The organism is Streptomyces sp. McG3, from assembly GCF_018619185.1.
Taxonomy (GTDB): domain Bacteria; phylum Actinomycetota; class Actinomycetes; order Streptomycetales; family Streptomycetaceae; genus Streptomyces.
On the sequence record NZ_JAAXYC010000232.1, the window covers coordinates 1 to 12,866 of the forward strand.

The following is a 12,866-nucleotide window of genomic DNA, read 5'->3' on the forward strand; positions in this document are numbered from 1 at the left end:
GTCCAGCTCCTCGGTGTAGCCGACCGCGCTCCAGTCTCACGGCGCGGTCGGCTACACCGAGGAGCTGGACCTCGCGTGGTGGCTGCGCCGGGCCCGGCCGCTGCGGGACGCCTGGGGGACGCCGTCCGCCTGCCGGGCCCGGGTGCTGGCGGGCTGAGACCCGGGCGCGCGCCGCTCCCGGCCCGGGGCGCCGCGCCGGTTCAGGACACGTCGGTCGGCGGGGTGTCGTCGCCGGTGCGGCGCACGGTGCGCAGCGGCTGTCCGGGACGCCAGGACCGGATGACCAGTGCCTCGCCGTCGAGCCCGATGCGGACCACCTCGGTCAGCTCCGCCCGGAAGAGGTGGAACGGCTCCGGCGGGCTCGCCTCCTCGATGAAGCGGGCGATCACCCGCGGGTCGGTGATCTCCACGGCCCGGCCGCTGACGCGGACGTCCCCGTCGTTCAGCTCGGCGTCGGGCCCGGGGTTGGCCTGGAGCGCGAAGCGCGGATCGCGCCGCAGGTCCAGGGCCTTGCGGGAGTTCGGCATCATGCCGAGCAGCAGCTCACCGAAGCGGAAGTCGGCCTCCAGACCGGTGACCCGGGGCGAGCCGTCCTTCCGCAGGGTGGCCAGGACGTGGTGCTTGTAGAGCCGGAAGCGGGCAGCCACGGTGTCGGCGAACTCGGGCTCGGCGGTGGCGAAGCCGTCCCAGGAGACCGGCGCGTGCGAAGGCGATGAAGACGTCATGGACGCCATGGAACACCGGATACCCGACAACTCCTGTCGGTATTTACGCGCGACAGGCGGACGCATTCCGGCGAACCGGACGCCATCACCGCCGCACCGCGTCACCGCCCACCGCCGCACCGCGTCGCCGCGCACCGCCGCACCGCGTCACCGCCCACCGCCTTGCCGCCTCACCGCGTCAGGCGTGGTGCTCCGGAGCCGGCCGGGTGAGCCTCAGCATGACCTCGTCGTACTCCTCGTCGACGCGGCGGCTCTCCTCGACGAAGCCCATCCGGGCGTAGAAGCCCCGGGCCCCCGTGTTCTTCTCGTACACCTCAAGGGTCAACGCCCCGTGCAGCGCCGCCGCGTGTTCGACCAGGCGCCGGCCCACCCCGGTGCCCTGTGCCTCCGGGGCCACGAAGAGGCCGCCGATCTCGGCGTCCAGGAGCCCCAGGAGGGCCACCACACGGCCGTCCGTCTCGGCGACCCAGTTCTCGGCGTGGACGAGATAGACCTCGCGCATCTTGCGGGCGCGCTCGCCCTCCCCCTCGCCGGGGATGAAGGGGTGGGCGGCACCGCCGGCACGGGACCAGACGTCCACCGCCGCGTTCTCGTCCTCGGCTCCGTAGCGGCGGATCACGGTGCTTCCGGATGCGTTTTCGGGCATGCGCGCGACCGTATCCCGCGGCGGGGCGATCGGCAGCCGGGTTTTCCGCTCACGGAGAGCGCGCGGAGGGCCCGCCGGAGGCCCTGGGGGGCGGGCCGGTCGCCGGTCACCCGTCCGAGAACGTGATGAGCACCGCCTGGCCCATCGTCCGCAGGACCCCGGGCGACGCCCCGGCCGCCAGCACCGCGTCGTAGCGGTCCAGCCGGACGCCCCCGCCCTCCAGCTCCGCGCCGTCGTCCAGGGAGACGGCCAGCACCGCGCCGCCCTCCGGCGGCAGCAGGCGGACCGTGCCGCAGACGACGGCGGTCTCCGCCCGCGTACGGGCCCTGCGGTACATGACGTTGAGATTGACGACGGGGCCGCCCAGCAGGAAGCCCTCGGTGGGCAGGTCGCCGGGGAAGCCGTGCGGCCACAGCGGCTCGTCGACGATGTGGTGCTCGCCGCCGACGACGAGGTCCATGCCGGCGCCCTCGACCACGGTCAGCACGCGCTCCACGCCCGGGAAGGCGGAGAACGGCCCGTCGGCGGTGACGTCCGCCAGGCTCACCCGCCAGTCGAAGGCGTCCGTCCCCGCGCCCTCGGGGCCGGTGGCGATCTCGCGGACGGTCCCGCCGCCGTTCTTCCACGGGACGGGCGCGCGGTCGGCGGCGCGCAGGATCCGTGCCGTCATCGGACGATCCCCCGCTCCCGGGCGGCGGCCAGCCAGAGCGGGAACTCGGCGACGAGCCGGTCGTAGAGCTCGGGGTCCGGGACCTTCCGGGGGTCCTCGCCTGCGTGGAAGTACCCGGCGTTGTCGACCGGCCGCTTGGCGGGGACGGCCAGCTCGTCGAGCTTGCGCAGGAAGTCGAACTGGCTGCTGCGGGTGTTGCCGAAGCCGACGAACTGCCAGAACAGGGGCAGCTTCGCGGCCTTGCAGAGGTAGCGCTCGGCGGCGAGCTTGTTGATCGGCCCGCCGTCCGTCTGGAAGACGACCAGGGCGGGTTCGGTGGAGCCGCTGTCGAGGTAGTGGTCGATGACCGCGTCCATCGCCAGGTGGTAGCTGGTCTTCCCCATGTGCCCGAGGCCGGCCCAGATCTCGTCGATCCGGCCGTGGTGGTTGTCGAGGGCGATGTCGGTGACCGCGTCGACGTCGGTGGAGAAGAAGACGACCGGCACCGTGCCGTCGTCGTCGAGGTTGGCCGAAAGGCCCAGTACCCGGTCGGCCAGCGCCTGGACGCTGCCGTCGTTGTAGTACGGCTTCATCGATCCGGAGTGGTCGAGGACGAGGTAGACGGCCGCGCGGTGACCGTCCAGTCCGTGCTTCTCCAGCGAGATCCCGGCGCTCGTGTAGTGGCCGACCAGGGCCGGAGCGGTCTCCCGGACCTTGGTGAGGCTGATGGCCGGGCCGGTGCCCACGGCCGTGTTCGCACCCTGCATGACGGCCCCCCGTTCTGTGCTCCGCGGACCTTGAGCGTAGGCCACCGCCGGGCCCCGGGCACACGGCCCACCGCACCGGTTCGCTATCTTGATCGCCGCCGCCCACACCGGCCCCGTTGCACATCCCCAGTGAAGGAGCCGGCCATGGAGGCCGCCGCCACCGCGTGTTACCGCCATCCGTCCCACGAGACGTATGTCCGCTGCACCCGTTGCGACCGCTACATCTGCCCGGACTGCATGCGGGAGGCGGCCGTGGGGCACCACTGCGTGGAGTGCGTGAAGGAGGGGCAGCGCTCGGTGCGCCGGGCCCGTACGGTCTTCGGCGGCGCGGTGTCCCGGGCGACGGCGCCGATCGTGACGTACGTCCTGATGGCGCTCAACGTCCTGGTCTACATCGGCGAGGTGGTCAGGCCGGAGATCGTGGACCGGTTCGCGGTGCTCGGGGCGGCGCTCACGGGGCCGGACGGCGAGCAGTACTACTACCGGGGTGACACGTATCCCGGGTACGACCTGACGGGCATCGCGGACGGGGAGTGGTACCGGCTGGTGACCGGGGCCTTCCTGCACCTTCCGCCGGACGCCTCGTTCGGGGTGATGCACCTGGTGTTCAACATGTTCGCACTGTGGAACATCGGCCGGGCGGTGGAGGGCCAGCTCGGGCGGGCCCGTTATCTGGCGCTGTATCTGCTGTCGGCGGTGGGCGGTTCGGTCCTGGTGTACCTGCTGGCCCCGGACACCTCGACGGTCGGCGCCTCCGGCGCGGTCTTCGGGCTGGCCGCCGCGTACTGGGTCATCCACCGGCGGCTCGGCCGTGACATGGCGGCCGTCAACCGTTTCATGGCCGGATTCCTGCTCTGGATGCTGATCTCGGCCGCGTTCACGTCGTGGCAGGGGCACTTGGGCGGGCTGCTGACCGGGGCGCTGGTGACGTACGGGCTCGCCTTCGCACCGGCGAAGCTGCGGGTGTGGCCGGTCCAGCTCGCGGGCGGGCTCGTGCTGGCGGGCCTGTTCGCGGTGGCGGTGGCCCTGCGGACCTCGGCTCTGACGGGCGGCTGAGGCGGGGCGGCGCTGAGACCGGGCGGTGCTGAGGCGGGCCGACGCTGAGACCGGGCGGCGCTGAGACCGGGCGGCGCTGAGACCGGGCGGTGCTGAGGCCGGGTGCCGTGGAGGCACCCGGCCCCGGACGCGCCACGGCGCCCGCTGGAGTCCGGTCGGGGACAGGCAGGCGCCGCGTTCAGTTCCGTACGCCGTTGTACGGGACGTCTTGTGGGGGCTCCCCCGGGCCGCGTGGCCCAGGGGGAACCCGGGTGGTGCTCAGACCAGCAGGGAGCGGTCCGTCGGGCGGATCGGCGCGTGCAACGCGCTGGTCCCGGTCAGGAAGCGGTCCACTCCGCGGGCGGCGGAGCGGCCCTCGGCGATCGCCCAGACGATCAGCGACTGGCCGCGTCCCGCGTCACCGGCGACATAGACGCCGTCGACGTTGGTCGCGTAGTGCTCGTCGCGGGCGACGTTGCCGCGCTGGTCGAGCTCCAGGCCGAACTGCTGGACCAGACCGTTGGACTGGTCGGTTCCGGTGAAGCCCATGGCGAGGGTGACGAGCTGCGCGGGGATACGCCGCTCCGTGCCGGGCTTCTGCTCCAGCTTACCGTCCTTGAACTCGACCTCCACCAGGTGGAGGGCCGCGACGTTTCCGTCCTCGTCGCCCTCGAAGTGGGTCGTGGAGACGGAGTAGACCCGCTCGCCGCCCTCCTCGTGCGCGGAGGTGACCTTGTAGAGCATCGGGAAGGTCGGCCACGGCTGGCCCGCGTTCCGGTCCTCGCCCGGCTTCGGCATGATCTCCAGCTGGGTGACGGAGGCCGCGCCCTGGCGGTGCGCGGTGCCCACGCAGTCGGCGCCGGTGTCGCCGCCGCCGATGACGACGACGTGCTTGCCGCCGGCGTGGATCGGGGCCACCGTCAGGTCGCCCTCCTGCACCTTGTTGGCGAGCGGCAGGTACTCCATCGCGAAGTGGATGCCGCCCAGCTCACGGCCGGGGACGGGCAGGTCGCGGGAGACGGTGGCACCGGCCGCGATGACGACCGCGTCGTAGCGGCGGCGGAGCTTCGCGGCGTCGATGTCCTTGCCGATCTCCACCTCCGTACGGAACTTGGTGCCTTCCAGGCGCATCTGCTCGATGCGGCGGTTGATGTGCGACTTCTCCATCTTGAACTCGGGGATGCCGTAGCGCAGGAGGCCCCCGATGCGGTCCGCCCGCTCGTAGACGGCGACGGTGTGGCCGGCCCGGGTCAGCTGCTGGGCGGCGGCGAGTCCCGCCGGGCCCGAGCCGATGACCGCGACGGTCTTGCCGGAGAGCCGCTCCGGCGGCTGCGGGGTGACGTCGCCGCTCTCCCACGCCTTGTCGATGATGGAGACTTCGACGTTCTTGATGGTGACGGCGGGCTGGTTGATGCCGAGCACGCACGCCGACTCGCAGGGGGCCGGGCACAGCCGCCCGGTGAACTCCGGGAAGTTGTTCGTGGCGTGCAGCCGCTCGGAGGCCGCGGTCCAGTCCTCGCGGTAGGCGTAGTCGTTCCACTCGGGGATGAGGTTTCCGAGCGGGCAGCCGTTGTGGCAGAACGGGATGCCGCAGTCCATGCAGCGGCCGGCCTGCTTGCTGATGATCGGGAGCAGCGAGCCCGGAACGTAGACCTCGTTCCAGTCCTTGACGCGCTCGGCCACGGGGCGGGTCTGGGCGACCTCGCGTCCGGTGGTCAGGAAGCCCTTGGGGTCAGCCATGGGTCGCCGCCTCCATCATCTTCTCGGTGGTCTCCTGCTCGGAGAGACCGGCGAGCTCAGCGGCGTCCTTGGCGGCGAGCACTGCCTTGTACGTGGACGGGATGATCTTGCTGAAGCGGGTCACGGCGGTGTCCCACTCGGTGAGGAGCTTCTCGGCGACGGTGGAGCCGGTCTCCTCGTGGTGGCGGCGCACGACGTCGTGCAGCCACTGCCGGTCGGTGTCGTCCAGCTCCTCGACCGCGCCGAGGTTGCCGACGTTGACGTTGTCGCGGTTCAGGTCGATGACGTACGCGACGCCGCCCGACATGCCGGCCGCGAAGTTGCGGCCGGTCTCGCCGAGGACGACGGCCTGGCCGCCGGTCATGTACTCGCAGCCGTGGTCGCCGACGCCCTCGGAGACGACGAGCGCACCGGAGTTGCGGACGCAGAAGCGTTCGCCGGTGCGGCCGCGCAGGAAGACCTCGCCGCCGGTCGCGCCGTAGCCGATGGTGTTGCCGGCGATGGTGGAGTACTCGGCGAGGTGGTCGGCGCCCCGGTCGGGGCGGACGATCACCCGGCCGCCGGAGAGGCCCTTGCCGACGTAGTCGTTGGCGTCGCCCTCCAGGCGCAGGGTCACACCGCGCGGCACGAACGCGCCGAAGGACTGGCCGGCCGAGCCGGTGAAGGTGATGTCGATGGTGTTCTCGGGCAGGCCCGGACCACCGAACTTCTTGGTCACCTCGTGGCCGAGCATGGTGCCGACGGTCCGGTTGATGTTGCGGATCGCGACCTGGGCGCGGACCGGCTGGGCGGCCTCGGGGCTTTCCGCTCCGAGCGCGTCGGCGGCCAGCTTGATCAGCTGGTTGTCGAGCGCCTTCGTCAGACCGTGGTCCTGTTCGACGACGCGGTGGCGGACCGCGCCCTCGGGCAGCTCGGGAACGAAGAAGAGCGGAGCCAGGTCCAGACCCTGCGCCTTCCAGTGGGTGACGGCCCGGTCGGTGTCGAGGAGCTCGGCGTGGCCGACGGCCTCCTCGATGGTGCGGAAGCCCAGCTCGGCGAGGATCTCGCGGACCTCTTCGGCGATGAACTCGAAGAAGTTGACGATGTACTCGGCCTTGCCGGAGAACCGGTCGCGGAGCACCGGGTTCTGGGTGGCGATGCCGACGGGGCAGGTGTCCAGGTGGCAGACGCGCATCATGACGCAGCCGGAGACGACCAGCGGCGCGGTCGCGAAACCGAACTCCTCGGCGCCCAGCAGCGCGGCGATGACGACGTCGCGGCCGGTCTTGAGCTGGCCGTCGGTCTGCACGACGATGCGGTCGCGCAGGCCGTTGAGCAGCAGGGTCTGCTGGGTCTCGGCGAGGCCGAGCTCCCAGGGGCCGCCCGCGTGCTTGAGCGAGGTGAGCGGGGAGGCGCCCGTTCCGCCGTCGTGGCCGGAGATGAGGACGACGTCCGCGTGGGCCTTGGAGACACCGGCGGCGACCGTGCCGACGCCGACCTCGGAGACCAGCTTCACGTGGATCCGCGCCTGCGGGTTCGCGTTCTTCAGGTCGTGGATCAGCTGGGCGAGGTCTTCGATGGAGTAGATGTCGTGGTGCGGCGGCGGCGAGATGAGGCCGACGCCGGGCGTCGAGTGCCGCGTCTTGGCGACCCACGGGTAGACCTTGTGGCCGGGCAGCTGGCCGCCCTCGCCGGGCTTGGCGCCCTGCGCCATCTTGATCTGGATGTCGTCCGCGTTGACCAGGTATTCACTGGTCACACCGAAGCGGCCGGAGGCGACCTGCTTGATGGAGGAGCGGCGCGCCGGGTCGTACAGGCGGTCCGGGTCCTCACCGCCCTCACCGGTGTTGGACTTGCCGCCGAGCTGGTTCATCGCGATGGCGAGCGTCTCGTGCGCCTCGCGGGAGATGGAGCCGTACGACATGGCGCCGGTGGAGAAGCGCTTGACGATCTCGGAGGCGGGCTCGACCTCGTCGAGGGAGATCGGCTCGCGGCCGGAGTCGAAGCCGAAGAGGCCGCGGAGCGTCATGAGGCGCTCGGACTGCTCGTTCACCCGCTCCGTGTACTGCTTGAAGATGTCGTAGCGCCGGTTGCGGGTGGCGTGCTGGAGGCGGAAGACCGTCTCCGGGTCGAACAGGTGGGGTTCGCCCTCGCGCCGCCACTGGTACTCGCCGCCGATCTCCAGCGCGCGGTGCGAGGCCGCGATGCCGGAGGCGGGGTACGCCTTGGTGTGCCGGGCGGCGACCTCCTTGGCGACGACGTCCAGGCCGGCGCCGCCGATCTTGGTGGCGGTGCCGTTGAAGTACGTCGCGACGAAGGCCTCGTCGAGGCCGACGGCCTCGAAGACCTGGGCGCCGCGGTAGGAGGCGACGGTGGAGATGCCCATCTTGGACATGACCTTCAGGACGCCCTTGCCGAGCGCGTAGATCAGGTTCCGGATCGCCTGCTCGGCCTCGATGTTCTCGATGAACGTGCCGGCGCGGACCAGGTCCTCGACGGACTCCATGGCGAGGTACGGGTTGACCGCGGCGGCGCCGTAGCCGATGAGCAGCGCGACGTGGTGGACCTCGCGGACGTCCCCGGCCTCGACCAGCAGGCCCACCTGGGTGCGCTGCTTGGTGCGGATGAGGTGGTGGTGGACGGCGGAGGTGAGCAGCAGCGAGGGGATCGGCGCGTGCTCGGCGTCGGAGTGCCGGTCGGAGAGGACGATCAGGCGGGCGCCGTCCTCTATGGCGGCGTCGACCTCGGTGCAGATCTGCTCGATCCGCGCGGCCAGCGCGTCGCCTCCGCCGCCGACCCGGTAGAGACCGGAGAGGGTGGCGGCCGTCATGCCCGGCATGTCGCCGTCGGCGTTGATGTGTATCAGCTTGGCGAGCTCGTCGTTGTCGATCACCGGGAAGGGCAGCGTGACGCTGCGGCATGCGGCGGCGGTCGGCTCCAGGATGTTGCCCTGGGGGCCCAGCGAGGAGCGCAGCGAGGTGACGAGCTCCTCGCGGATGGCGTCCAGCGGCGGGTTGGTGACCTGGGCGAACAGCTGGGTGAAGTAGTCGAAGAGCAGCCGGGGGCGCTCGGAGAGCGCGGCGATCGGCGAGTCGGTGCCCATGGAGCCGAGCGGCTCGCCGGCGGTGCGGGCCATCGGCGCGAGGATGACGCGGAGCTCTTCCTCGGTGTAGCCGAAGGTCTGCTGGCGGCGGGTGACCGAGGCGTGGGTGTGCACGATGTGCTCACGCTCGGGCAGGTCGCTCAGCTCGATCTCGCCGGTCTCCAGCCACTCCTGGTAGGGCTGCTCGGCGGCGAGGGACGCCTTGATCTCGTCGTCCTCGATGATGCGGTGCTCGGCGGTGTCGACGAGGAACATCTTGCCGGGCTGGAGGCGGCCCTTGCGGACGACCTTCGCGGGGTCGATGTCCAGGACGCCGACCTCGGAGGAGAGCACGACGAGGCCGTCGTCGGTGACCCAGTAGCGGCCGGGGCGCAGACCGTTGCGGTCGAGGACCGCGCCGACCTGGACGCCGTCGGTGAAGGTCACGCAGGCCGGGCCGTCCCAGGGCTCCATCATCGTGGCGTGGTACTGGTAGAACGCGCGCCGGGCCGGGTCCATGGAGTCGTGGTTCTCCCACGCCTCGGGGACCATCATCAGCACCGAGTGCGGCAGCGAGCGCCCCCCGAGGTGGAGCAGCTCCAGGACCTCGTCGAAGGAGGCCGAGTCGGAGGCGTCCGGGGTGCAGACGGGGAAGATCCGGCTCAGCTGCGCCTGGCCGAAGAGTTCGGAGGCGAGCTGGGACTCACGGGCCTTCATCCAGTTGCGGTTGCCCTTGACCGTGTTGATCTCGCCGTTGTGCGCGACGAAGCGGTACGGGTGGGCCAGCGGCCAGCTGGGGAAGGTGTTGGTGGAGAAGCGGGAGTGGACCAGCGCGACCGTGGAGGCGAAGCGGCGGTCGGAGAGGTCCGGGAAGAACGGCTCCAGCTGCCCGGTGGTGAGCATGCCCTTGTAGACGACGGTGCGGGCGGAGAGCGAGGGGAAGTACACCCCGGCCTCACGCTCGGCACGCTTGCGCAGGACGAAGGCCTTGCGGTCCAGGACGATGCCGGTGGACTCGCCGTCGGCGACGAAGACCTGGCGGAAGGTGGGCATGGTGGCGCGGGCGCCGTTGCCGAGAAGCGCGGGGGTGACCGGGACGTCGCGCCAGCCGAGGACCGTCAGGCCCTCCTGCTCGGCGATGTGCTCGATCGTCCGGACGGCCTCGGTGGAGTCGTCCGCGGGCAGGAAGGCGATGCCCACGGCGTACGAGCCGGCCTCGGGAAGCTCGAAGGAGGTCTCGGCGCGGAGGAAGGCGTCCGGGACCTGGCAGAGGATGCCGGCGCCGTCGCCGGAGTCGGGCTCGGAGCCGGTGGCGCCGCGGTGTTCGAGGTTGCGCAGTACGGTCAGCGCCTGCTCGACCAGCTCATGGCTGGCCACACCGGTCAGAGTGGCCACGAACCCGACACCACAGGCGTCGTGTTCGTTACGGGGGTCGTACATCCCCTGCTGGGCGGGGCGACCGTCCATGGGCGACCAGGCGTCGATACGCATCGGCTCTCCCGTCGTCGTCGTGGCATTTGCGGTGCCGAGGGACGACGTTGGCCCTCTGCGAAATTTCGTGCAGGTTACATGATGGGGCGCTTCTCAAGAAGCGGAAGGCGTGTTCCAACATGCGGACACCGTGGTGACCGGAAGTGACTGGGTGACCAGAGGTGACCGGGTTGACCAGGGGGTGGGTCGCGGTCGGAACGATCGGCGCCCGGGGACCCGCAGAGAGCAGGCGTCGTTGCCTGCGGTGCCTACGGCTCATGCCCGGTGGCGAAGAGAACGAAACCACCGAGTAACGGCTACTTATGTGTAGCCCTGCATAGAGTCTCATTTTACGGCCGCGGAGCCCGTCCCGCCCAGTGGGCGGCGCCAAGACGTACGTCACACGGGTTGCCGCGCCGTTGCGCCGTTCGGGCGGCCCGGTTACGCCGCCCGCCCACAGCCCCGCATCACCCGCGTCATCCGGCGGCGACGCCGAACAGGGTGCCGAGTCCGTACGTCATCGCCGCCGCCGCACCACCCAGGGCGAGCTGGCGCAGCCCGCTGAACCACCAGCTGCGGGCGGTCACCCGGGCCACCACCGCACCGCAGGCGAACAGGCCGGTCAGCGCGAGGAGCACGGCGGGCCACAGGGCGCTCGCGCCGAGGAGGTAGGGCAGGACGGGCAGCAGGGCGCCGAGCGCGAACGCGCCGAACGACGAGACGGCGGCCACGAGCGGCGAGGGCAGGTCGCCGGGGTCGATGCCGAGCTCCTCGCGGGCGTGGATCTCCAGCGCCTGCTCCGGGTCGCGCGACAGCTGCCGGGCGACCTCGCGGGCCAGCGGGGCCTCCACGCCGCGGGACTCGTAGAGGGCGGCCAGTTCGGCCATCTCGTCCTTCGGGTGCTTGCGGAGCTCACGGCGCTCGACGTCCAGCTCGGCCTCGACCAGCTCACGCTGCGAGGCGACGGAGGTGTACTCGCCCGCGGCCATGGAGAAGGCCCCGGCGGCGAGCCCCGCCAGGCCGGTGATCACGATGGTCTGCTGGGAGACCGCGCCGCCCGCGACCCCGGTCATCAGGGCGAGGTTGGAGACCAGACCGTCCATCGCGCCGAAGACGGCGGGGCGCAGCCAGCCGCCGTTCACATCCCGGTGGGTGTGGTTGTCCCGGTGCGCCTCGTGCAGGACGGCTTCGGTCTCGATGATGGCCACGGCGTGCTTCTCCCCTTTGCTCCGGCGGGCTGTCACCCCGCCGTTCCCCGCTGAATACAACTTTCGACAAAGTCCAAACTACGCCGTCCGGGTGACCCCCGCCAGCAAGCCAGGCCTGGCTTACCACCCCTCTGACCTGCGAAGGAAGGACAGCCTCAGCTATCCGGGCGCTCATCCGACCGGCCCCATTCCCCGCGTTTCCCGCCTCCCTTCGCCCTCCGCGTGGCACAGATGCGGACAGGGCCCGGAAACGGAATCGGATCCGGACCCGGATGCGGATGCACACCGCCGGACGAGCGAAGGGCGACGCGATGAGAACGGCCGTCGGCAATGACCGGGCCAGGGGTGCGCTGCTGGGACTGGCGGTCGGGGACGCGCTCGGCGCCCCGGCGGAGAACCTGCGGCCCTCCGAGATCCGCCGCCGCTGGGGTCGGATCGAGGGCTTCGTGAGTGATGACCCGGCGGGCACCGACGACACGGAGTACGCGATCTTCTCCGGGCTGCTGCTGGCCCGGCACGGCTCGGCGCTCGACGTCTCCCATGTGGAGCGGGCCTGGCACCACTGGATCGCCGATCTGGACGAGGGCCCGTTCCGGGGGGCCGGGTTCAGCGAGCGCGGCACGCTGGAGAACCTGCGCCGGGGTCTGGCCGCGCCGATCTCGGCCCAGCACCGGCACGCCTGGAGCGACGGGCTCGCGATGCGGGCGGCCCCCTTCGGGGTCTTCGCGGCGGGCCGCCCCACCGAGGCGGCCCGGCTGGTCGCGGTGGACGGCCGGGTCAGCCACGAGGGCGAGGGGATCTACGGGGGCCAGGCGGTCGCGGCCGGGGTCGCGGCGGCCATGGTCGGCTCGGGCCTCGCCTCGGTGATCGCGGCCGCGCTCTCGGTGGTCCCGATGGACTCCTGGACGGCCCGGTCGCTGCGCCGGGCGGTGGCGGCGGCCCAGCGGCCCTACCCCGACCGGCTCACGATGGAGCGGGCCGTGCGCTCGGCGGTGGTGATCGCCGGCTACCCGTGGACGGACCTCGCGCCGGAGGCGGTGGGCCTGGCGTTCGGGGCGTTCACCGCGGCGCGCGGGGACTTCCGGACGGCGGTGCTCACAGCCGTCAACATGGGCCGCGACGCCGACACGACGGCGGCGGTGGCGGGCTCCCTGGCCGGGGCGCTGAACGGGGAGAGCGCCATCCCGCCGGACTGGGCGGGCGCGATCGGCCCGGTCCGGGGCAGCTGTCTGCCCTCGATGCGCGGCTACCACGTGCTGGACATCGCGGAACTGCTGACCCCGGAGGACCCGGACGGAACCGGGCCGGCGGGGTCCCCGCAGGAGCGGGGCGGCGGTCGCGGGCCGTCGGCCGCAGGGGACCCGGCGTCGGCGGCGTCTCCCTTCGAGCCCGTACGGGACCTGGCGTCCGCGGCGGCCTCCTCCGCACCCGTACGGGAGGACCGGCGATGACGGCGTCGGGCGAGGCGACCGGCGGCGGACCGGCCGTGACCACACCACGCGAAGGGTCCGCGGGAGCCACGGCGGAGACGGCACGCGACGCGGCCTGGCTCTTATACACATCTC

At 71.9% G+C, this 12,866-nt stretch carries 9 protein-coding genes and 1 pseudogene; 3 read left to right on the top strand and 7 right to left on the bottom strand.

Annotation, left to right across the window (positions count from 1 at the left end; translation table 11 throughout):
- Positions 1-22 precede the first annotated feature (22 nt).
- Positions 23-157, top strand: a pseudogene (locus HET64_RS39320) (acyl-CoA dehydrogenase); the annotation flags it as partial.
- A 43-nt stretch (positions 158-200) separates the two neighbouring features.
- Here the strand turns inward: HET64_RS39320 and HET64_RS28425 are convergent.
- The 4 genes from HET64_RS28425 to HET64_RS28440 form a co-directional block, all read right to left on the bottom strand.
- A complete protein-coding gene (locus HET64_RS28425; RefSeq protein ID WP_215110015.1) occupies positions 201-734 on the bottom strand; it encodes a pyridoxamine 5'-phosphate oxidase family protein in 534 nt (177 codons plus the stop codon).
- A gap of 169 nt (positions 735-903) precedes the next feature.
- Positions 904-1,371 carry a GNAT family N-acetyltransferase gene (locus HET64_RS28430; RefSeq protein WP_215110016.1) on the bottom strand — a complete coding sequence of 156 codons (468 nt, stop codon included), beginning with the start codon at positions 1,369-1,371 and terminating at the stop codon, positions 904-906.
- 106 nt (positions 1,372-1,477) lie between these two features.
- Positions 1,478-2,041 (bottom strand): HutD family protein, encoded by a 564-nt coding sequence (locus HET64_RS28435; RefSeq protein WP_215110017.1) that lies wholly within the window; start codon positions 2,039-2,041, stop codon positions 1,478-1,480.
- On the bottom strand, positions 2,038-2,787 hold the full coding sequence (locus HET64_RS28440; protein WP_215110018.1) for a VWA domain-containing protein: 750 nt from the start codon (positions 2,785-2,787) through the stop codon (positions 2,038-2,040). The genes HET64_RS28435 and HET64_RS28440 overlap by 4 nt, the downstream gene beginning before the upstream one ends.
- A gap of 144 nt (positions 2,788-2,931) precedes the next feature.
- Between HET64_RS28440 and HET64_RS28445 the strand changes: the two genes are divergently transcribed.
- Positions 2,932-3,843, top strand: a complete 912-nt coding sequence (locus HET64_RS28445; RefSeq protein ID WP_215110019.1) for a rhomboid family intramembrane serine protease — start codon at positions 2,932-2,934, stop codon at positions 3,841-3,843.
- A 258-nt stretch (positions 3,844-4,101) separates the two neighbouring features.
- On the opposite strand, the gene HET64_RS28450 is transcribed toward HET64_RS28445, so the two are convergent.
- The 3 genes from HET64_RS28450 to HET64_RS28460 all read right to left on the bottom strand — a co-directional run bounded on the left by HET64_RS28450 (position 4,102) and on the right by HET64_RS28460 (position 11,301).
- Positions 4,102-5,562 (bottom strand): glutamate synthase subunit beta, encoded by a 1,461-nt coding sequence (locus HET64_RS28450; RefSeq protein ID WP_215110020.1) that lies wholly within the window; start codon positions 5,560-5,562, stop codon positions 4,102-4,104.
- Positions 5,555-10,114, bottom strand: coding sequence for a glutamate synthase large subunit (gene gltB / locus HET64_RS28455; RefSeq protein ID WP_215110021.1), 4,560 nt, complete (start codon positions 10,112-10,114; stop codon positions 5,555-5,557). Before gltB ends, HET64_RS28450 begins: the two co-directional genes overlap by 8 nt.
- A 455-nt stretch (positions 10,115-10,569) precedes the next feature.
- Positions 10,570-11,301: a VIT1/CCC1 transporter family protein gene (locus tag HET64_RS28460; protein ID WP_215110022.1), complete on the bottom strand. Its 732-nt coding sequence runs from the start codon at positions 11,299-11,301 to the stop codon at positions 10,570-10,572.
- 311 nt (positions 11,302-11,612) lie between these two features.
- Between HET64_RS28460 and HET64_RS28465 the strand changes: the two genes are divergently transcribed.
- A complete protein-coding gene (locus HET64_RS28465; protein ID WP_215110023.1) occupies positions 11,613-12,752 on the top strand; it encodes an ADP-ribosylglycohydrolase family protein in 1,140 nt (379 codons plus the stop codon).
- Positions 12,753-12,866: the final 114 nt, after the last annotated feature.

Excerpts from the sequence above, each read along its gene's own strand:
- HET64_RS28430 (WP_215110016.1), bottom strand. The coding sequence starts at position 1,371 with ATGCCCGAAAACGCATCCGGAAGCACCGTGATCCGCCGCTACGGAGCC.
- gltB (WP_215110021.1), bottom strand. The coding sequence starts at position 10,114 with ATGCGTATCGACGCCTGGTCGCCCATGGACGGTCGCCCCGCCCAGCAG.
- HET64_RS28440 (WP_215110018.1), bottom strand. The coding sequence starts at position 2,787 with ATGCAGGGTGCGAACACGGCCGTGGGCACCGGCCCGGCCATCAGCCTC.
- HET64_RS28445 (WP_215110019.1), top strand. The coding sequence starts at position 2,932 with ATGGAGGCCGCCGCCACCGCGTGTTACCGCCATCCGTCCCACGAGACG.
- HET64_RS28465 (WP_215110023.1), top strand. The coding sequence starts at position 11,613 with ATGAGAACGGCCGTCGGCAATGACCGGGCCAGGGGTGCGCTGCTGGGA.
- HET64_RS28425 (WP_215110015.1), bottom strand. The coding sequence starts at position 734 with ATGGCGTCCATGACGTCTTCATCGCCTTCGCACGCGCCGGTCTCCTGG.
- HET64_RS28450 (WP_215110020.1), bottom strand. The coding sequence starts at position 5,562 with ATGGCTGACCCCAAGGGCTTCCTGACCACCGGACGCGAGGTCGCCCAG.
- HET64_RS28435 (WP_215110017.1), bottom strand. The coding sequence starts at position 2,041 with ATGACGGCACGGATCCTGCGCGCCGCCGACCGCGCGCCCGTCCCGTGG.